This window comes from Nitratireductor rhodophyticola, assembly GCF_019891355.1.
GTDB lineage: Bacteria > Pseudomonadota > Alphaproteobacteria > Rhizobiales > Rhizobiaceae > Nitratireductor > Nitratireductor rhodophyticola.
Genome location: NZ_JAHSSF010000001.1, coordinates 800,691 through 820,958, shown reverse-complemented (window position 1 = coordinate 820,958; position 20,268 = coordinate 800,691). Strand labels below are relative to the sequence as shown.

The following is a 20,268-nucleotide window of genomic DNA, read 5'->3' as shown; positions in this document are numbered from 1 at the left end:
GCGGCGCGGTTCCTTTCACCGATCAGTCAGTCCACCTGACGTCCGTAAGGTCGTTGGCCTGAATGGGCGAGTTTTCCCACATGCCTTCGAGCTTCGCATCCCATACGCCGATCTTGGGAAGCTGGAACATGAAACCGTTGACCGCATCCTGGGCGATGATCTTCTGAGCGGTCTGATAGAGCTCGATGCGCTTTTTCGGGTCGGCGGTCGCCTCAAGCGCGTTCATGACTTCCTTGAAGGCGGGGTTCTTATAGTTGAAGTAATAATCGTCGCGCGCGTAGATGTTGATGTCGTTCGGCTCCGTGTGGGAGACGATGGTGAGGTCGTAATCCTTGTTCTTGAACACCTGTTCGAGCCATTGCGCCCATTCCACGGGAATGATTTCAAGCTCGATGCCGACCTGGCGCAGCTGCGAGGCGACGACCTGTCCGCCATCGCGCGCATAGGGCGGCGGCGGGAGCTTGAGCGTCGCCTTGAAACCATCTGGATAGCCGGCTTCGGCGAGAAGCGCCTTCGCTTTCGCGGGATCGTAGGGATAGGTGCCGGTCAGATCCACATAGGCCTCGTTGGCAGGCGAGAAATGCGAGCCGATGGGCGTGCCATAGCCTGAACCGTTGCCGGCGATGATCTCCTCGCGGTTCAGCGCATGGGCGATGGCCTGACGCACCTTGATGTTGCTGAAGGGTTCCCTGCCATTGTTGGTGGAGAGGATCGTTTCGCCCTCGGTCGCACCGATGGCGACCACGAAGCGCGGGTCGCTCTCGATCTGGATGAGGGCGTCGCCGGCGGGCATCTGCGGGAAAGCCTGCACATCGCCCGATAAGAGGGCTGGAATTGCGGCAGCCGCATCGGGCACGACGCGGAATTCGGCCTTTTCAAGCGCAACGGGCTCACCCCAGTAGTCCGGGTTCTTCACGAGCGTGACGGACGATCCCTTTGCCCATTTATCGAATTTGAAGGGGCCGGTGCCGATGGGATTTTCCTTGTTGGTTTCGGCGGATTCGGGTGCAACGATGACCGCATCGCCCCAGCCGAGATTGTAAAGGAAAGAGCCCTGCGGGGCCGAAAGCGTGATCTTGACCGTGGCCGGGTCGACTGCCTCGACGGTATCGATGGCAGCGAAAAGCTGCTTCTGCGCATTGGTCGAATCTTCCGCACGGGCGCGGTCGAGCGTGAACTTCACGTCCTCGGCATCAAACGTGGTGCCGTCATGGAAGGTGACGCCGGAACGCAGCTTGAATGTGTAGGTCCTGCCGTCGTCGGAAACCTCCCAGCTTTCGGCAAGGGCGGGCAGAACCTCGCCATTGCGGCCGATGCGGGTCAGGCCCTGGAAGAGATTGGCATAGAGGATCTCGTCGATTGCCGCTGCAGCGCTGGCGGTCGGGTCGAGATGCGGCGGTTCCAGAACGATGCCGATCACGAGATCGGTGCGGGCCGCCAGGGCCGCCGTTCCTGCAGCCAATAACAGTGTCGCGCCGCCGATAATGGACTTGATCGTCTTCATGTCTCTCTCCCGCAGGGCCGTGTAATTTTTCAGGATTGAAGCGTGATTCAGCGCGGCTGTAAATCACGCATTGAAACGAGGTTTATCGAGGTGGCGCGACACCGCGCAACAGAACGTCGAGGCTCATGGCCATGACGGTGGCCGATTGCACCATATCCTCGATCCCGACCCATTCGTCGGGCTGGTGGGCGAGGTCGAGAATGCCGGGGCCGTAGGCGACGCAGTCGTGCAGGTGCCCGATGCGCGAAATATGCTTCTGGTCATAGGTGCCGGGCGAAATGACATATTCCGGCTCCTTGCCGAAAACCTCACGGATGCCCGCGGCGATGGCGCTCGGCACGGGCGCGTCCTCCTCGGTCATCAGCGGCAGCACTTCCATCAGGTCGCGCATGGAATAGTCGAATTTCGGACGCTCGCGCTTCAGGCGTTCGAGGATGGAAACCACTTCGCCCTTCACCTGCGAAATGTCTTCCTCGATCAGAAACCGGCGGTCGATCACCATGCGGCAGGAATCGGCCACATTGGGCGAGGGCAGTCCGGGGAAGAAGTCCTCCGTCTGGCCGCCATGCACCGAGTTGATGTTCATGGTGGAGCGGCGCGCGCCTTCGGGCACGACCGGCATGCGGGTTTCCTTGGCGTCGAGTGCCGGGAAAAGCTCCTCTTCGAAGGCATGGAGCAAAGCACCCATGTGGCGGATGGCCGAATCGCCGAGGAAGGGCATCGCACCATGGGCGATGGCGCCGCGCGTTTCGATCTCCGCCCACCACACGCCGCGATGGCCGAGGCAGATGCGGTCCTTGTTGAGCGGTTCGGGAATGATGACGTGATCCACACGCGGCTTCGAGAAGAAACCCTCCCGCGCCAGATAGGCGACCCCGCCAAAGCCGCCCGATTCCTCATCCGCCGTGCCGGAGATCTCGATGGCGCCGGGAAAATTCGGATAGACCTCCAGAAACGCTTCGGCCGCGATGATGGAGGCGGCAAGACCTCCCTTCATGTCGCAGGCTCCGCGCCCGAAAACCTTGCCATCCTTCACGACGGCGGCATAGGGATCGACCGTCCAGCCTTCGCCCGCTTCCACCACGTCGATATGGGAGTTGAAATGCACGGTGGCGCCGGGGCTGCGGCCTTCGCGCCGCGCGATGACGTTTGTGCGTGGAAAACGGTCCGAATCGCCCGGCGCACCGACGCCCCGGACGAACTGCGTTTGAAACCCCTTCGCCTTCAGTCGGCGCGCGATGTATTCGCAGCACGGTGTGTAGGCGTCACCCGGCGGGTTCACGGTGGGAAAGCGGATCAGATCGGAAGTGAGTGCGACGAGGTCGTCCGTCCGGCGGCGCACTGCCAAGGCAAGCTGTTCGTTCATGTGTGCAATAGAGCGATATGCAGCCTTGTTGGCAAGATCGCGTGCACGCGATTGTGAAGAGTGGAAACTTGCCCGAAAAACAGAGGTATAGTTCTATTTACCAAGGACGTTTGGGGTTTCGTCATGAATTGAAACTAAGCATTCCAAGTCTACGTGCAGAAACTTCACACATGCAGCGGGGGGCGCTCATGAAACGAATTTTCTTTGCTGTAGCCATTGCAGGCCTGATTCTTTCGGGCGGCGTGGCTCAAAGTGTAGCCGCGAGCCTCGTGGCTAAAGTCAGTGTTTCCAAACAGACGATGACGGTGATGCATCGCGGGCGCGTGCTGCACCGCTGGCGTGTGTCCACCGCGCGGCGAGGCTATGTGACGCCACGCGGGCAATGGCGACCGAAGCGCATGCACAGAATGTGGCATTCGCGCAAATACAACATGTCGCCAATGCCGTATTCGATCTTTTACTATGGCGGATATGCCATTCACGGGACCAATGCCGTGTCGAAGCTCGGCCGGCCCGCCTCACATGGCTGCGTGCGCCTGCACACATCCAACGCGAAGCGGCTCTATGCGCTGGTGAAAAAGATCGGCCCCGGCAACACGCGCATTGTGGTCACGGATTGACCGTTCGGGCCTGACCCTAGATCTGCCAGCGCTTGTGGAACCACATCCACTGGCCGGGATCCTCGCGCACCCAGCGCTCGACCACATCGTTGAGCAACTGGGCGCTGGCATCGATGTCGATTGTGCCGTCGCCCTGCCGCGGCAGGGTGATCCTGTCTTCTACGATCAGGCGGTAGCGCCCGCCGGGTAGCCGCTTGCAGCGGGCCGGGTAGACATCGCAGTCATACTGCCGCGCGAGCTTGGGAAGCAGCGGGTTGGTGCGGCATTCACGGCCGAAGAAGCGCGTCTTCACGCCCTTGCGAAACTTCTGGTCGACGAGAACGCCGATATTGCCGCCATCGTCGAGAACGCGGGCAAGCTGGAGGGCAGCACCCGCCTGTGACGGCACGAGCCCGCCCATGGCGCTGCTGCGGGTTTTGAGGATGTAGTCGGCCACATAGGGATTGTTGGGCGGTCGGAAGAGGGATGTGGTGGCGAGCTCGAAGCGTGAGGCCGCTATGGGCAGAAATTCGAAATTGCCCAGATGGCCGGTGAAGAAAATGTGCGGGACATCTTTTTCGTCGCGCAGACGCTTGAATATCTCAACACCTTCCACCTCGACACGACCAGGGGTCTCGGCCTCCGGGTCGAAATCGAACAGCTTGTCGAGAAACACATACTCGACGGCAAGCCGAGCCATGTTGCCCCACATGTCGAGGGCTAGGGTCTCGATCTCAGCTTCGCTCTTTTCGGGATAGGCCTGCCGCAGATTGTCGACGGCGAGGCGATGGCGACCCACTTTCGGGCCGACAGTGCGCGCGACTTTCTCGGCCAGATCAAGCGCTTTTTCCGGTGGCAGGCGGCGCAGGAGCGCCAGAACGCCGATCACCAGCCGCGCGGTGAGCCAGTATTCGAGCGTCTTGAGGCGTTTGCCGAGAAGGAACAGAGAGCGCTTCATGGGCGCGGGTCAGTCAACGCGCAGGATGATCTTGCCGAACACGTCGCGGCCTTCCATGCGAGAAAGCGCCTTGTCGATGTCGGCAAAACCCACCTCGGTATCGATCACCGGGGAAGCCAGCCCGCGCGCCATTTTCTGCATGGCGTCGGCCATGTTTTCCATGCGGCAGCCGAAGGATCCGAAAATCTTGAGCTGCTGCTGGAAGAGCTGCATCAGGTTCATGTTGGTCGAGACACCGGAGGTGGAGCCGCAGGTGACGAGGCGACCGCCGCGCTTCATGGAGAGGAGCGAGCCTGCCCACGTATCGGCACCCACATGCTCGAACACGACATCGACACCGCGCTTCTTCGTGATCTTGCGCACAACGCCCTCGAAACGGTCCTCGCGGTAGTTGATGACATGATCCGCGCCGAGCGCCTTTGCCTTCTCCATCTTGTCTTCTGAGCCCACCGTGGTGATGACGGTGCAGCCCATGCTCTTGGCAAGCTGGATGGCGGCGGTGCCAATGCCGGAGCCGCCGGCCTGAACGAGAATGGTTTCGCCCGGCTCGAGCTTCGCATTGTCGAACAGCATGTGCTCGACGGTGCCGAAGGTGACGGGCGCAACCGCTGCACCGATCTCGTCGACGCCGGGCGGGGCGGGGACGAGGAGGCGGGCCGGCAGGTTGATCTTTTCCTGCGCAAAGCCGTCGAGGTGGAAACCGTGCACGCCGGAGACATGTTCGCACAGATTGTCACGGCCTTCGCGGCAGGGGCGGCACAGGCCGCAGGTGCGCGCGCCGTAGATGGAAACGAGCTGGCCGGGGAGCAGATTGCTGACGCCCGGACCGACCGTTTCCACCACGCCGGAGGCTTCCGCACCGACCACGAGTGGCATTTTGCGCTTGGCAAACGCCATGCCGCGCCAGCCCCACACATCGATGTGGTTGAGGGCGACGGCGCGGATCTTCAACGTCACCTCGCCCTGTCCGGGAGCAGGGGGCGGCGCAAGATCGACGGTTTCAAGCTTGCGGTCGGCGACGAGTTGAAGTGCGCGCATAATGAATTCCGATGGTTTCGGGCAATGGGAACCGGTCGATTAGACCGGTTCGCGGGCCATGACAAGGCAGGTGTTCTGTCCGCCGAAGCCGAAGGAGTTGGACAATACGGTTGAAACCTGCGCCTCACGCTTCACATTCGGCACCACGTCGAGCTCGATTGCCGGGTCCGGCGTATCGTAGTTGATGGTGGGCGGGATGACGCCCTCGCGCATGGTCATCAGCGAGAAAACGGCCTCGATGGCACCGGCTGCCGAAAGCGTGTGGCCGATCATCGACTTGTTGGAGGAGATGGGCGTTGTCTTCATGCGCTCGCCGAAAACGGTCGAGAGCGACAGATGCTCCATCTTGTCGTTTTCCGGTGTCGACGTGCCGTGGGCGTTGACATATTCGATCTCGTCTTCGGCCATGCCGGCATCCGCCAGGGCCGCGCGGACCGCGCCGATGGCGGGCGAGCCGTCGGGCTTGGAGCGCGTGCGGTGGAAATCATCGGCCTTTTCGCCGCAGCCGCGCATGATGCCAAGAATTTCGGCACCGCGGGCAAGCGCGCTTTCGAGCGATTCCAGGACGAGCGCACCGGCTCCTTCGGCAAGGACAAAGCCGCTGCGGTCCTTTGAGAAGGGGCGCGAGGCCTTTTCCGGCGCATCGTTCTGGGTGGTCAGCGCAGAAAGAAGCGAAAAGCGGATCAGCGCTTCGGCGGTCGCCGACCCGTCCGCGCCTATGGCAAGCGCCCGGTCGCATTCCCCGCGGCGGATCGCTTCGGTGCCGAGCTGGATCGCAGTTGCGCCCGATGCGCACGCGGTCGACATGGTGATCGGCAGGCCGCTTGTGCCATAGCGCTCGGCGAGGCGATCGGCGATGGTGCCGAACTGGCTTTCCTCGAAAAGCTCCATGGCGCGCGCTTCGCGGGCTGCCTCGATGAGCGAAGGATTGCCGTTGTGACTGCGGGCCTTGGCATAAAGCGCAAGGCGATGATGCCAGTCGAGCTCGACGGGGGGAGCGGCAAGAAAGAGCGGGCCGCCGAATTCGGAATTCGGAAGCCCGGACTGTTCGATGGCTTCCGCCGCCACGAGATCGGCAAGATGATGGGTGTGGACGCTGGCGCCCCTGGTGCTCGACGGCAGGAAATCGACCATGCCGGAAATGGTGGTCGCCATGTGGTCCGTTGGGAAGCGCGTGATGGGGTGAATGCCGGAGCGCCCGCTGATCAGCGCGTCCCAGTTTTCCTGTCGGCCCTGGCCGAGAGAGGTGACGACGCCCATTCCGGTGACGGCGATAACGGGTCTTCCAAAGCTGTCGGTCGTTTTCACGGGATCGCTTTCTCTAAAATCCTCCGGGCCGGAAGGATCAGGCCTTTTTGACCAGGCCCATTCCCTCGTAGCAGTGATAGCCGATGGCTGTGGCCAGAACGGCATCCAGCTCGCCATTGAAGGCGGGTTCACCGCTCTCGTCGAACGCCGGGTAGGGGCTGCCATGATGCACGGCAAGGGCGGCCAGCGCTACGGCGAAGGGGAACTGAGCCTCTTTCAGATGGCCGGTGAGCGAGGAAAAACCGCGCAGCGCGAGGTTGTCGTGGCGGGTGAGCGCTTCCAGTTCGGCTGCCGTCGCCGCATGGGCACCGGATGCGCCTGAAAGGGCAAGAACAGGTGTTTTGGGGAGGGCAAGCCGGTCAAGCATCTCGGCGATGCCGTCTGCGAGCGGTTCGCTCTGACGGCGGCTACGACGGGAAACAACCGGGCCGATCGATGCATAGGCATCGCGGCCACGTTTTTCGGCGTGTTCGCGCGATTCCAGAACGAGGAATGCCGCGCCGGAACCGGTAACCACGCCGCCGCCTTCCGCATTGGCACGCTGCCAGACGGGCTTCCAGTCTTCCCGATGCAGGAAGCCGGCAAGCTCATAGGCCAGAAGCATGTCGGAATGCTCGGTCTGGAAGGACGCGCCGACAAGAACGTGAGACGACTGGCCGGCGCGGATGCGCGCGGCTGCTGTCTCAATGGCCGAAACGCCTGCCCCTTCCTCGCCCATGAAGGTGCGCGACGATCCCGTCACCTTGTGGACGATGGAGATGTTGCCGGCCAGAAGGTTTGAAAGCTGTGCCAGGAACAGGGTCGGGCGCAGCTCGGTCGTCAGCTTCTCATTGAGCAGGATGTCGTGGTCCTCACGCTCGAGCGATGCGGCGAGGATGGCCTCGTCCACCGTTTCGTCACGCTCTCCGCCTCCGGCGGCGACCACCATGTCCATCGTCGCGCAGAGCGCTTCGTCGTCCTTTAAGCCTGCATCGTCGAGCGCCAGGCCCGCGGCATAGGTGCCCAGCCGCTGCCAGGTCTCCATCTGGCGCTGATCGCCGCGGCGCGGGATCTGCTGGCCCCAGTCGATCTCGGGGAGGGGATGGATGCTGTATGGCGCAAACCGCTCCCTGTCGAGGACGGGAGACGGCGTTTTCGCCGTCAGCGCCTGCCAGTGGGCGTCTACACCCTCGCCAAGCGAGGAAACGATCCCCATACCGGTGATAACTACGTCGCGCGGGCTCATGCCGTTCCTTTAACGATGCACTGTCAGGAAAACTCAGCCGGCCTTTGCAGCCACCAGGTCGTCGATCTTGGCGCAGAGGTTTTTCATGACGAAATACTCTTCCGTCGAAACCTTGCCGTCATTGACCTCCTGGGTCCACTTTTCCAGCGGAACCTTGATGCCGAATTCCTTGTCGATGGCAAAGACGATGTCGAGGAAGTCGAGGCTGTCGATGCCCAGATCGTCGATGGTGTGGCTTTCGGGGGTGATTTTCTCGCGGTCGATCTCGCTGGTTTCAGCGATGATGTCGGCAACCTTGTCGAATGTCGTCACGTGTGGCCCTCAGTCTGGGGAGATTCTCTTACAATAGGATGATCGTGGGGTCTCTAATCGCTTTTTGCCGGCAGGAAAAGGGGTTATAGGCTCCACTGATGGCACGATCAGTTGAATTTGATGCGCGCGGCGGCATGCAGATTGTCGCCTCCGCGTGACAAAATAATGGCCTCGCCTTCTCGCGCCGAGGCGCCGATCAGCGCTTCAATGATTTCAAGATGGGTGATCAGGAACAGGTTTCCCGAGCCGGTGTAGTCGTTGATTCGTGCGAGAATCTCCGCCTTCTGCTTTTCCATGGCGCTGTCGTCTGCGGGCAGATCAAGCGCGGGAAAGAGCTCGACCATGTCGGAGCCAAAGGCCTGCGTGGCCGTGTCGCGGGTCCGGCAGTAGCGGCTCGCAAGCACCTTTTCCACCGGCGCAGCGCGGGCATCGACGAGGGCGCCGATACGGCGGGCCTGCAGGCGCCCGCGCTCGGACAGGTTGCGCTGGGTGCCGCAGTTCTCAATGTCGAAATTGGCCGGGTCACCGCTGCCTGGAGCAATGGCATGGCGCATCAGCACGACCTGCCCGCCATTGCGCAAAAGCGCCCATCCCGCCTCGGTTGCCTGCGCCGGAAAGACGCTGAAAAGAAGAAAGATGGCAACGAGCTGGCGAAACATATGGCAATCCTCAAACTATTCTTCCTAGCATATAGGCACAGGGACAGGACTTGAAAGCCGCCTTGCTGCCCTGAGTGGATTTGTCTGACTGATGGTTTCCCTTGGCAACCATTGTCGCTAAACAGGCTGTATGTCTCCACTCGTTGAAACCGTCTCCTTCGTCTTTGGTCTTGTCGCATTCGGCTATGTCGCCGGATGGAGCGGCCTTTTGAAGCCGCAAACCGGCGATGCACTAAGCGAATTTGCGGTGACCGTCGCGGTGCCGCTTCTGCTTTTCCGCACCATGGCGGGCGCCGCATTCGACGGAAACCTGCCCTGGGCGCTCTGGACAACCTATTTCAGCGCCGTTGCCGTCGCCTGGGGGGCAGGGCACTTTATCATTGTGCATTTTTTCGGGCGCGACGCGCGCGCCGGCGTGGTGGCCGGTCTTTCGACCAGTTTCTCCAACCTCGTCCTGCTGGGAATCCCGTTCATGCTTGGCGTGTTCGGGCAGGAGGGGTTCGAGGTCCTCTCGCTGATCGTTTCGGTTCATCTGCCGATCATGATGGGCATGTCGATTCTGCTTTTCGCGCTCGTCGGTCGAAAGGGCGGCAGTGCGCTTTCAATTGTCCGCGAGTTTCTGACAACGCTTTTCTCCAGTCCGCTGATCATCGGCATCATTGCCGGGTTGCTCTGGCGTTTTTCCGGGCTCGAGATGCCTGCGCTCGGAACCCGTTTCGTGGATGCGCTGGCCAATGTCGCGGGTCCAGTGGCACTCTTTGCGATGGGGCTCGGACTGCGGCGGTTCGGAATTTCGGGCGATGTGCGTCCCGCAATCGTGATCGCTGTGCTGAAACTTTTCCTGATGCCTGCCGTTGCCCTTGGTGTCGCGCTCCTGATCGGTCTTCCGATCTTCAGCGCGCAGATCGCCGTCGTTGCGGCGGGGCTGCCCTCCGGGGTCAATCCCTATCTGATCGCTTCACGCTTCGGCACGGGACAGGCGCTCGCCTCCAACGCGATGACCATCGCCACGGCGTTCGCCGTGCTTTCGACTGCGTTCTGGCTTTCCGTGCTTCACTGGACCTATCAATAGGGCCAGTCAGCCCCTAGCCGGGGCGCCTCGGGACAGTACGGTGCCGCGCAAACAGAGGAGAAGACCCAGATGCTTCAGAAGACCAGTCATTTCATGCGCCAGGCCAATTTCATTGATGGAGCCTGGGTCGAGGCGGATTCGGGGCAGACCATCGATGTCGTCAATCCGGCCAACGGCCAGAAGATCGGCACCGTGCCGCGCTCCGGCACGGCTGAAACCCGCCGCGCGATCGAAGCGGCCGAAACCGCGTTCCACTCCTGGAAGAAGACATCTGCCGACCACCGCGCAAAACTTCTGCGCAGGCTCCACGATGCGATCATGGACAATCAGGATGCGCTCGCCGAGCTGCTGGTGATGGAGCAGGGCAAGTCCTTTGCCGAGGCGAAGGGCGAAGTGGGCATGTCGGCCGCCTACATTCTCTGGTACGCGGAAGAAGGCCGCCGGGTCTATGGCGACGTGGTGCCGTCGCCCTGGGCGGACCGCCGCATTCTGGTGACCAAGGAGCCGGTCGGCGTCATCGGCGCGATCACGCCGTGGAATTTTCCCTCCTCAATGCTGGCACGCAAGCTTGGCCCGGCGCTTGCCTCAGGCTGCACCGCGATTGCCAAACCGGCGTCGCAGACGCCCTATTCCGGGCTCGCCTGGGGTGTTCTGTGCGAAGAGGCCGGATTTCCGAAAGGCGTGGTGAACATCCTGACCGGCTCGGCCTCCGAGATCGGCGACGAGCTCTGCGAAAACCCGCTGGTGCGCAAGATCACCTTCACCGGCTCGACCGAAATCGGCAAGCTTCTCATCCAGAAGACCGCGGGCACGGTGAAGAAGGTTTCGATGGAACTGGGCGGCAATGCGCCGTTCATCGTCTTTGACGACGCGGACCTGGACCGGGCGGTTGAGGGTGCCATGGCCGCAAAATACCGCAACTCCGGTCAGACCTGTGTCTGCACCAACCGCTTTTTCGTGCAGGCCGGCATCTATGACAGGTTTGTGGAGAAGCTTTCGGCGGCGGCCGAAAAGCTGAAGGTGGGATCCGGCCTAGAGGACGGGACCCAGCAGGGACCGCTGATCGACGAGAAGGCGGTCGAGAAGGTGGAGGAACTGATCGCCGACGCTACGGAGAAGGGCGGCAGGGTGACTGCCGGCGGCGCGCGCCATGCGCTGGGCGGCTCTTTCTTCCAGCCCACCGTGATCTCCAACGCCACACCCGACATGCGCTTCATGCAGGAAGAGATTTTCGGCCCCGTGGCGCCGGTCTTCCGCTTCGAGACGGAGGAAGAAGCGGTCAAGCTTGCCAATGACACCGTCTTCGGTCTCGCCTGTTATTTCTACACCGGCGATCTGGGCCGCGCCTTCCGTGTGATGGAAGGGCTGAAATACGGTCTCGTCGGGGTCAATGAAGGGATCATCACCACGGTGGAAGCGCCGTTCGGCGGTCTCAAGGAATCGGGCCTTGGCAAGGAAGGCGGTCACCAGGGCATCGAAGACTATCTCGACACCAAATATGTCTGCATTGGCGGGTTGGGGCTCTAGGGTCAGGCCAGGATCAAGTGGGGAAACCGGCGTCCATACGCCGGTTTTTCTTTGTCTTTTCCGGACTGCGACAGCGTAGCTATGGAACCGGAGCCGGGCTGCGGGTTAAGTAGGGCATCTGCCGAGTCGGAGGGACCACATGCCGCCACAGCGTGTTAACGGAACAAGGCGCTTCATGCTTGCGAGTATGGGCCTGCTCGCAGTGGCCGTCGCGATTTATGCGGCTTACCGTCTCTTCACCCCGCCCGCACCCGAGATCGACATCGCCTACAACACGGTGAGCAGGGACGGGCTCTATCAGGTCATGTTCGAGACCGACGCACAGCCCGTACCGGTAAACGAGACCCACGAGTGGGTGGTGACGGTCACCACGCCCGATGGCGCGCCGGTGACGGATGCTTCGATAGCCGTCGATGGCGGCATGCCGGCCCACGGGCACGGCCTGCCGACCGAGCCGCAGGCAGCCGAAAACCTGGGAGAGGGGCGTTACCGGGTGGAGGGAATGCGCTTCAATATGGGCGGGCACTGGGAAATCCGCATCGGGATCTCGGCCGATCCGGGGCTCGATGAGGCGGTTTTCAATCTGGATCTGTGACATGAGGACGGCGCGCCGCCACGCTGCAATCGGCGCGCTGTGCGGTCTTCTTGCGTTGTCCGCCTGCGATTCCGGTGCACTGAGCGAAGACGAGAGGGGGAAGATCGCGTCTCTCTCCATCGATGCGCTGGGGCCTCTCCCGCCTTCACCAGGAAATCGGTATGCGGATGATCCGCGGGCGGCGGATTTCGGCAGACGGCTCTTTTTCGATGAGGGGCTTAGCGGCACCGGAACCGTCTCCTGTGCCACATGCCACAACCCCGACCGGCAGTTTCAGGACGGACTTCCGCGGGGTGTCGGGGTTGCAGAAACAGACCGACGCACAATGCCGCTTGCGGGTGCCGCATGGAACATCTGGCAATTCTGGGACGGGCGGCGCGACAGCCTCTGGGCGCAGGCGCTCACACCTCTGGAGGACCAGCGAGAGCACGCCGGCAACCGCACTGCATATGCGCGCTACATCGCCGGGGTCTATGCCGGGACCTATGAGGAGATTTTCGGCTCCCTGCCGGATCTTTCGCAAACTCCGGAAAACGCCAGCCCGCTTGGCACAGAGGCCGAGCGCGCAGACTGGTCTGCAATGGCGCCGGAGCAACGGGAAGCGGTCGACCAGGTGTTTGCCAATATCGGCAAGGCGATCGCTGCCTTCGAACGCACGCTGGCACCGACCGAAACCCGCTTCGACCGTTTTGCGCGGGCGATAGTGGCAGGGCAGCAGCCGGCCGGGAATGCAGCCTTTTCCGATCTGGAACTCGAGGGGCTGCGGCTTTTCATCGGCAAGGCCAATTGCCTTGAATGCCACAACGGGCCGCGTTTAACGGACGACCATTTCCACAATACGGGCGTGGCGCCTGCCGCGGGGCTGCCGGAGGATCTGGGGCGTGCCACGGGCATCGCCGCCGTGCAGTCCGACCCTTTCAACTGCTTGGGACGCCATAGCGATGCAACGCCCGAGGCCTGTGAAGCCCTGCGTTTCATGAAGCGCGAGGCGACCGCGATGGAGCGGGCCTACAAGACGCCTTCGCTGCGCGGCGTGGCGGGACGCCCGCCCTACATGCATGCCGGCCAGATTGCTTCGCTCGAAGCGGTGATCGACCATTACAGCAGCGCGCCCGCCGCGGTTTCAGGCCAGAGCGAGATTCGTGGCGTGGTGTTCACGGATCGCGGGCGGCAGGCGCTCATTGCGTTCCTCAAAACACTGGACGCGGAGGACGTCAGAGCATCGGACTGAAAAGTGGAATCCGGCTTTCGGGTTATTCCGATGCTCCATCACCAGACTAGATCGTCCTTTGTGCGTCCGGATGGACGCACGGCGATCTAGCGGTCCTTGACTGTTTCCATCGTCACGAATGTCGAGGTGCGGGCAACATGGGGCAGGGCGGAGATGCGTTCGCCGAGCACTTTTCGATAGCTTGAAATGTCACGGGTCCGCACCTTGAGCAGATAGTCGAAGCCGGCGGCGGTCATGTGACACTGTTCGATCTCGGGCACGGCAAGCACCGCCTTGTTGAAGGCGGCAAGTGCGGATGAACGCGTGTCTTCAAGCTCCACCTGAACGAAGGCGATGTGACCTTCGCCGATGCGGGCGCGATCGATGATGGCGGAATAGCCGCGAATATAGCCTTCCTTCTCCAGACGCCGCAGCCGTGCCTGAACCGGCGTCTTGGAGAGACCCACCCGGCGTGCGAGCTCGGCGATGGAAAGCCGGCCATCCTTGGTCAGGGCGTCCAGGATATTGCGGTCGATGCGGTCTACGCGTTCTGTCGCCATGTAGGATGAACCTTTCTGAGGCTGATTTTTCCCGAGAAGATAGTCCATATGAACTGGAATGTGCAAGCAATCAGCCCGATTGACTGAATTCGCTGTGCTATGATCGGCGCAAATGCGGTGACGGGAGCGCCGCGCAAGCCATTCCATATTTGAGGACGTCATGCAGAAGAATGCGCCGGAAAAACTGCGAGAGGACATCAGGGCTCACTATCTGGCCGATGAGGCGGAGGCGTTGCAGCGGCTGATCGCCCTGGCCGACCTGTCGAGCGAAGACAGAGGCCGGATCTCGGCCAATGCAGCCGATCTGGTGCGGGCGGTGCGCGCCTCGAGCGACATGCACATGATGGAGGCGTTTCTTTCCGAATACGGTCTCTCGACGCAGGAAGGCGTGGCGCTGATGTGTCTGGCCGAGGCGCTGCTGCGCGTGCCGGACGCAGAGACCATGGACGATTTGATCCGCGACAAGATTGCGCCGCATGACTGGTCCGCACATTCGGGCGAATCCGCTTCGATCTTCGTCAACGCATCCACCTGGGCACTGATGCTCACGGGGCGGGTGCTCGACGATGAGGGCGAGGGCGTGGAAGCGGTCCTGCGCGGCCTCGTGCGGCGCATGGGCGAACCCGTGATCCGGACAGCCGTATCGCGCGCCATGCGCGAAATGGGCGAGCAGTTCGTGCTCGGGCGCACCATTGAGGAAGCGATGAAGCGCGGCCGGTCCATGGTAGAGAAGGGATACACATATTCCTATGACATGCTGGGCGAGGCAGCCCGCACGGAAGTCGATGCGCTGCGCTATCACAAGGCCTATGCGGATGCCATTGCCGCACTGAAGCGGTATTCCAACCGGGACGACATCCGGGAGAACCCTGGCATTTCCGTCAAGCTTTCCGCGCTTCACCCGCGCTATGAGGCGACGCAGAAGGCGCAGATGCTGCCGGTGATGATCGCGCGGCTGAAAAGCCTGGCCCTTGCAGCCCGCGACGCCCGCATGGGGCTCAACATCGACGCAGAGGAGGCGGATCGCCTCGACCTGTCGCTCGACGTGATCGAAGCGGTGCTGGCGGACGAAGAGCTTGCCGGCTGGGACGGGTTCGGCGTCGTGGTGCAGGCTTATGGACCGCGTGCGCCCTTCGTGCTGGACTGGCTTTATGAGCTTGCAGAGCGGCTTGACCGACGCATCATGGTGCGCCTTGTGAAAGGCGCTTACTGGGATACGGAAATCAAGCGCGCCCAGGTGATGGGGCTCGACGGCTTTCCGGTCTTTACACGCAAGGTCAACACGGATGTGAGCTATGTTGCCTGCGCCCGCAAACTGCTTGGCATGACGGATCGCATCTATCCGCAATTCGCCACCCACAATGCGCACACGGCAGCCGCGATCCTCGCCATGGCACCGGACAAGACCCGGTTCGAGTTTCAGCGTCTGCATGGCATGGGCGAAGCGCTGCACGAGACCGTGCGCAGGCGTGAAAACACACGCTGCCGCATCTATGCGCCGGTCGGCGCGCATCAGGATCTGCTTGCCTATCTGGTGCGGCGGCTTCTGGAGAACGGCGCGAATTCCTCTTTCGTGCATCAGATCGTCGATGAGGATGTCAGCGCGGAGGAAATCGCTGCCGACCCGTTTGCAGCCATTGAGGCGAACGGCAAAGCCGCCAACCCGGCCATTGAACGCCCCTCGGAGATTTTCGGGCTTTCCAGAAAGAACGCCCGGGGCTGGGACATTACGGACCCCGTGACCATGGCCGAGCTCGATGCGGCCCGCGCGCCCTTTGCCGCGCCGCATGAATGGGAGGCCAGCTCCATCACGTCGGCGAAGGGAGATGGCGAAAGGCGCGAGGTGGTCAATCCGGCGCGGCTGTCGGAGACCGTTGGCAGGGTACGCGATGCCACGCGGGAGCAGGCGGGCGCGGCTGTGGATATTGCGCTCGGGGCACAGCCCGGCTGGGCGGAGACGCCGGTTGGAGAGCGCGCCGACATCCTGCGGCGGATTGCCGATCTCTACGAGGCGCACGCGGCAGAGTTTTTCGCGCTCGCCACGCGCGAGGCCGGGAAGTCGCTTGCAGACGGCATTGCCGAAGTGCGCGAAGCGGTCGACTTCCTGCGCTATTACGCACGCGAGGCGCAGCATGTGGAGAGGGAAACGCAGGCGCGCGGTGTCATCGTGTGTATTTCGCCGTGGAATTTTCCGCTCGCCATTTTCACCGGCCAGATCGCAGCCGCACTTGTGACCGGCAACGCCGTGATTGCCAAGCCGGCCGAGCAGACGTCGCTGATCGCCGCCCGCGCCGTGACGATGATGCATGAGGCGGGCGTGCCGGCCGATGTGCTGCAGCTTCTGATCGGCGATGGCCCGACAGTGGGTGGTCCGCTGACGGCCGACCCCCGGATCGCCGGCGTGTGTTTCACCGGTTCGACCGAAGTGGCACGGCTGATCGAGCGCCAGCTTGCCGACAATGCCGGTCCGGGCGCAATGCTGATTGCCGAAACGGGCGGGCTTAACGCGATGATCGTCGATTCCACGGCACTGCCCGAGCAGGCCGTGCGCGATGTCGTGGCCTCGGCCTTCCAGAGCGCCGGTCAGCGCTGCTCGGCCCTGCGCATGCTCTATGTGCAGAAGGATGTGGAGCACCGGGTGATCGAGATGCTGAAGGGGGCGATGCAGGCGCTCAGCATTGGCGATCCATGGGAGGTTTCGACCGATGTCGGCCCGGTGATCGACAGTGAAGCACTCGACACGATCGGCGGCTATGCACAGCAGATGTCCGACAAGGGGCGCCGGATCGCGGCACTCGATGTGCCGGATGGCGGGCGATTCGTGGCGCCATCCGCCTTCAAAGTGTCCGGGATCGGCGAACTGGAGCGCGAAATCTTTGGCCCGATCCTCCATGTGGCGACATTCGAGGCGGATGACATTGACAGGGTCATTTCCGATGTTAACGCAAAGGGTTATGGCCTGACCTTCGGGCTTCACACGCGCATCGATGCCCGCGCACAGCACGTGATCGATAGGGTGCATGCCGGCAATATCTACGTGAACCGAAATCAGATCGGCGCTGTCGTCGGCTCGCAGCCCTTCGGCGGCGAGGGGCTTTCGGGAACGGGGCCCAAGGCCGGTGGCCCGCACTATCTGCGCCGCTTCCGGCGTGGTGCGGAGATCGCGCAGGTAGCGCCGTCAGGTCCCGAGCTTGCCGCCGATGCGGTGAGCCGTCTCCTGCCTGCGATGGATGCAAAGTGGACAGCGCGTGCAGACAGGCTCCCGGTCCTGCGGAAGCTCCTGCGTGGCAGGGCACAGGAAGCGATGGCAGCCTCGGCGGCGCTGGATCAGGGGCCACTCGACCTGCCGGGACCGACGGGCGAGGCCAACACGCTGATGCTGACGCCGCGCGGCCGCGCGCTCTGTCTGGGTGCTGAGGAAGAGGTTCTTCTGGCGCAGGTCGTGCAGGCACTGTCGGTCGGAAACGCGGTGCTCGCAGTGCACCCGGAAGCACGCCGCATTCTCAGGCCGCTGCTCGGGCAGGGACTTCCGCTTGAGGCAGCCGATGGCACCGTGGCTCCGGAGACACTGGGCGCTCCCGGCATCGATCTGGTGGCCGCCTGTGGCGGGGAAGAATGGCTGCGGGACCTGCGCCGGGCACTTGCCGGGCGCGAGGGGGCGATTGTCCCGCTGATCGTCGAGCCGATCTACCCGGCCGCCTTTGCCCATGAACGCGCCATCTGTGTCGACACGACGGCAGCAGGCGGCAATGCGAGCCTTTTGGCTTCGGTTTAGAGCAATTCCAGGAAAAGTGGCTACCGGTTTTCCGTCCGGAATTGCGCAAAAACGATAAGATGAAGCGCTACAGCTTGAAACCCTCCACCGCGCAGCCCGATGGCTGCGCGGACGGTCTGGCGCGATCAGCGGCGGAAGGCCAGCGGAACGGTAAAACCCCAGCTCGAACGACCGGCTTCATCCGGAATTCGGGGGAAGGGCGCTGCACGGCGAACCGTCTCGAGGGCGGCCTGGTCGAGGACGCTCGAGCCGGAACTGCGGACAATGCGGATGCCGCTCACGGAACCGTTCCGCGCGACCGTGAAGCGTATGCGGACCTCGCCCTTGAGCCGCTGGCGTTTTGCCGCGCTCGGATAGCGCAGCGAGCGTCGCAGTTTCGAGACGACCTTTCCGGGATAGTTGGAGACGCGCGCATTGCCGCTTTGTGTGGCGCGCGCGACCTGCCGGCCCTTGGAGGCCTGACCGGCATTCTGCTTTCCGGAGGTTGTTCCGCGGCGCGCGTCCTGTGTGTCGCGGCCCTTTGAGCCGGCGCTGCGCTTTTTGGGCGGTGCCGTTTTGGCCCTCTGGACCTGCTTCTTCTCGACCTTTGGCCTTGGCGGCGGTGTGTAGGCGGGGCGGGGCGTTGGAACCGGCGCTTCCGAGAGCGCTGCCACGATCTGCGCGTTCTCGACCGGCTCGACAGCCTCTGCTGTCTCTGCCTCCGTCACCTCGGTAACGGGTTGCTCGGCCTCCACGACCGGGGTCGGGGCTTCGTCAACCACGGTTTCGACCGGTGCCTCGGGCGGCACCTCGCTTGCCGTCTCGGGCTGAACCGGCTCCACCTCCGGCTGCGTTTCCGGCACGACTTCCTCGGTTGTTTCACCGGCGGCGACCATATCGGCAAAGGCGTTGCCGGCGATCGCGATTTCCGTCGAGCCGCCACCGGCGATCTCGACATCTGTCGGGCGGCTCATCACATAGACCGCCGCCCCTGCGTGAAGGCTTAGCGATACGGCCAGCGCTACGGCCCATTTCCATGCCCGCATTTTCATTCTGCCGTACGTTCCGTGATGATGCTGATCCTGCTGGCACCGGCCGCCTTGAGGGCGCCGACGATGTCGACGAGTTTGGCGGCCGGCAGGTCGCGGTCCGCTGCCACCTTGATCTCGAGTTGTCTTGCAGCCTCTTCACCGAGGGTTTGTGTGCGCGCGAGCATGAAACCCTGCGCATCTGTCGCCGTACCGCGCAGGCGCATCTCACCCTCTTCGGTGACGAACAGCGCATTCGGTGGTTCCGACGGATTGGCCTCGACGGTCGAGATCAGGCTGACGTCATTGTCGAGCGGCGGGGTCAGCGTGCCGGCAACGAGGAAAAAGATCAGCATCAGGAACACGATGTTGATCAGAGCGATCGTGCTTTCCCGTTGGCGGGGCTGCGTGGGACGGGCAAGGCGGAGCATGGGAATTACCTCGCGACGGAAAGGTCGAGTTCGGTGTTGCGACGAATGCTCTCCACCGCCTCGACCAGTTCTTGGGATGTAAGCTCGCCGCGCACCAGGAGAACGGCGGTTTCCGCGCCGGCTTCCTTCAGGCGTGCGAGTTCGACGATGGCTGCCTCTTCGGCGAGCGTCTGGCCATTGACGCGCCAACCCGCCGGATCATCGACGCGGATCAGCACGTCCGGCGGCTTGCCGCCGGCAGAGGCTGACGCCGGCCCGCCGGAAATCTCGACCCTGGCGAAGCGGGTGAAGGTCGAGGTCAGCATGAAGAAGAGCAGCAGGAGGAAGATCACATCGATCAGCGATGTGAGCGACAGGGGCTTTCTCTTTCTGACCGCAGCTGCGTCAATGCGCATAGGTCTCACCTGTCACAAGCCGTGGCGCGCCGGAATCTGCCGACGTTGCCTGTTCTTCCGCTTTTTCGATCGACGCGTGGGACAGAACGGTTGCGGTCATCGTCTCGATGGCGACCCGCTCGTTTTCGATGCGTGTTTCGAACCATGTGAGAAGGAGCGAAACGGGCATGGCAACGGCAAGGCCGCAGGCCGTGGTCAAAAGCGCCACCCAGATGCCGCCTGCGAGCAGTGACGGATCCACCGAATTCCCGGCTTCCTGCAGCTTCTGGAAGGCTTCGATCATGCCGAGAACCGTGCCGAACAGGCCGAGCAGAGGGGCAACCTGGGCGATGGCGTCGAGCGCGCGAAACCCGCGTTGCAGATCGTGCAGGCGGCCAAGCGCCAGGCGGCTGACCTCGTCTTCCACGGCACCCTTGTCGGCTTTTGCAGCGGCAAGCCGCATGGTGGTTGCGAGCGTTTCCTCCAGCGGCGAACGCGCATTGGCGAGCATTGAGCGTGCCTCGCCCTGATTGTGGTGGAACCAGGCATGGAGCGCGCGGTTGGAACGCCCGTGCCGGCCGACCCGCTCGCGCTGAAACTGCATGAATTTGAGGAGTATCAGCGCCAGAGCGAAGACCGACAGAACAAGCAGGATCGCAACGACGGGGCCGCCGAGCTTGAGAAAGGAGCCTATGGAAGAGATGACGCCGTCGAACATTGGGGCATTCCTGTGGGGTTTGTTTTGTGA

19 protein-coding genes are annotated in these 20,268 nt (G+C 62.7%); 6 read left to right on the top strand and 13 right to left on the bottom strand.

Going from position 1 to position 20,268, the window contains the following annotated elements; genetic code table 11:
- Window positions 1-22 precede the first annotated feature (22 nt).
- Complete coding sequence (locus KUG85_RS03820; RefSeq protein ID WP_223004183.1) at window positions 23-1,504, bottom strand: ABC transporter substrate-binding protein; 1,482 nt, start codon at window positions 1,502-1,504, stop codon at window positions 23-25.
- A gap of 82 nt (window positions 1,505-1,586) precedes the next feature.
- On the bottom strand, window positions 1,587-2,870 hold the full coding sequence (locus KUG85_RS03815) for an acetylornithine deacetylase/succinyl-diaminopimelate desuccinylase family protein (protein ID WP_223004182.1): 1,284 nt from the start codon (window positions 2,868-2,870) through the stop codon (window positions 1,587-1,589).
- Window positions 2,871-3,058: 188 nt separating this feature from the next.
- Here KUG85_RS03815 and KUG85_RS03810 point away from each other — a divergent pair, with 188 nt between their 5' ends.
- Window positions 3,059-3,490 (top strand): L,D-transpeptidase, encoded by a 432-nt coding sequence (locus KUG85_RS03810; protein ID WP_065817761.1) that lies wholly within the window; start codon window positions 3,059-3,061, stop codon window positions 3,488-3,490.
- A gap of 16 nt (window positions 3,491-3,506) precedes the next feature.
- On the opposite strand, the gene KUG85_RS03805 is transcribed toward KUG85_RS03810, so the two are convergent.
- The 6 genes from KUG85_RS03805 to KUG85_RS03780 all read right to left on the bottom strand — a co-directional run bounded on the left by KUG85_RS03805 (window position 3,507) and on the right by KUG85_RS03780 (window position 8,969).
- The gene (locus tag KUG85_RS03805; protein ID WP_223004181.1) at window positions 3,507-4,427 is read right to left on the bottom strand and encodes a lipid A biosynthesis lauroyl acyltransferase; all 921 of its coding nucleotides are present in this window, start codon (window positions 4,425-4,427) and stop codon (window positions 3,507-3,509) included.
- A 9-nt stretch (window positions 4,428-4,436) separates the two neighbouring features.
- Entirely contained in the window at window positions 4,437-5,465 is a 1,029-nt protein-coding gene (locus KUG85_RS03800; RefSeq protein ID WP_223004180.1) for a zinc-binding dehydrogenase, read from the bottom strand.
- Window positions 5,466-5,504: 39 nt separating this feature from the next.
- Complete coding sequence (locus KUG85_RS03795; protein WP_065817582.1) at window positions 5,505-6,725, bottom strand: beta-ketoacyl-ACP synthase; 1,221 nt, start codon at window positions 6,723-6,725, stop codon at window positions 5,505-5,507.
- 85 nt (window positions 6,726-6,810) lie between these two features.
- Window positions 6,811-7,998 carry a beta-ketoacyl-ACP synthase gene (locus KUG85_RS03790; RefSeq protein WP_223004179.1) on the bottom strand — a complete coding sequence of 396 codons (1,188 nt, stop codon included), beginning with the start codon at window positions 7,996-7,998 and terminating at the stop codon, window positions 6,811-6,813.
- A gap of 33 nt (window positions 7,999-8,031) precedes the next feature.
- Window positions 8,032-8,310, bottom strand: coding sequence for an acyl carrier protein (locus KUG85_RS03785; RefSeq protein ID WP_007009717.1), 279 nt, complete (start codon window positions 8,308-8,310; stop codon window positions 8,032-8,034).
- A 107-nt stretch (window positions 8,311-8,417) separates the two neighbouring features.
- On the bottom strand, window positions 8,418-8,969 hold the full coding sequence (locus tag KUG85_RS03780; RefSeq protein ID WP_223004178.1) for a histidine phosphatase family protein: 552 nt from the start codon (window positions 8,967-8,969) through the stop codon (window positions 8,418-8,420).
- A gap of 130 nt (window positions 8,970-9,099) precedes the next feature.
- On the opposite strand from KUG85_RS03780, the gene KUG85_RS03775 reads away from it, so the two are divergent.
- The 4 genes from KUG85_RS03775 (at window position 9,100) to KUG85_RS03760 (ending at window position 13,394) form a co-directional block, all read left to right on the top strand.
- On the top strand, window positions 9,100-10,041 hold the full coding sequence (locus KUG85_RS03775; RefSeq protein ID WP_223004177.1) for an AEC family transporter: 942 nt from the start codon (window positions 9,100-9,102) through the stop codon (window positions 10,039-10,041).
- 69 nt (window positions 10,042-10,110) lie between these two features.
- Entirely contained in the window at window positions 10,111-11,568 is a 1,458-nt protein-coding gene (locus tag KUG85_RS03770) for an NAD-dependent succinate-semialdehyde dehydrogenase (RefSeq protein WP_065817578.1), read from the top strand.
- A 175-nt stretch (window positions 11,569-11,743) separates the two neighbouring features.
- Complete coding sequence (locus KUG85_RS03765; RefSeq protein ID WP_223004176.1) at window positions 11,744-12,163, top strand: FixH family protein; 420 nt, start codon at window positions 11,744-11,746, stop codon at window positions 12,161-12,163.
- 1 nt (window position 12,164) lies between these two features.
- Entirely contained in the window at window positions 12,165-13,394 is a 1,230-nt protein-coding gene (locus KUG85_RS03760) for a cytochrome-c peroxidase (protein ID WP_223004175.1), read from the top strand.
- Window positions 13,395-13,480: 86 nt separating this feature from the next.
- Here the strand turns inward: KUG85_RS03760 and KUG85_RS03755 are convergent, their stop codons facing one another.
- Window positions 13,481-13,933, bottom strand: a complete 453-nt coding sequence (locus KUG85_RS03755) for an Lrp/AsnC family transcriptional regulator (RefSeq protein ID WP_223004174.1) — start codon at window positions 13,931-13,933, stop codon at window positions 13,481-13,483.
- 160 nt (window positions 13,934-14,093) lie between these two features.
- Between KUG85_RS03755 and putA the strand changes: the two genes are divergently transcribed.
- Complete coding sequence (gene putA, locus KUG85_RS03750; RefSeq protein WP_223004173.1) at window positions 14,094-17,708, top strand: bifunctional proline dehydrogenase/L-glutamate gamma-semialdehyde dehydrogenase PutA; 3,615 nt, start codon at window positions 14,094-14,096, stop codon at window positions 17,706-17,708.
- Between the two features lie 125 nt (window positions 17,709-17,833).
- Here putA and KUG85_RS03745 read toward each other — a convergent pair whose 3' ends face one another.
- From KUG85_RS03745 to KUG85_RS03730, 4 genes are read right to left on the bottom strand one after another with little or no spacing between them, the layout of a single operon-like run.
- Window positions 17,834-18,733, bottom strand: coding sequence for a cell envelope integrity protein TolA (locus tag KUG85_RS03745; protein ID WP_255606241.1), 900 nt, complete (start codon window positions 18,731-18,733; stop codon window positions 17,834-17,836).
- 2 nt (window positions 18,734-18,735) lie between these two features.
- Complete coding sequence (locus tag KUG85_RS03740; protein ID WP_223004171.1) at window positions 18,736-19,146, bottom strand: ExbD/TolR family protein; 411 nt, start codon at window positions 19,144-19,146, stop codon at window positions 18,736-18,738.
- A 5-nt stretch (window positions 19,147-19,151) separates the two neighbouring features.
- Window positions 19,152-19,541: a biopolymer transporter ExbD gene (locus tag KUG85_RS03735; protein WP_223004170.1), complete on the bottom strand. Its 390-nt coding sequence runs from the start codon at window positions 19,539-19,541 to the stop codon at window positions 19,152-19,154.
- Window positions 19,531-20,238, bottom strand: coding sequence for a MotA/TolQ/ExbB proton channel family protein (locus KUG85_RS03730; protein ID WP_223004169.1), 708 nt, complete (start codon window positions 20,236-20,238; stop codon window positions 19,531-19,533). Before KUG85_RS03730 ends, KUG85_RS03735 begins: the two co-directional genes overlap by 11 nt.
- Between the last annotated feature and the right edge of the window lie 30 nt (window positions 20,239-20,268).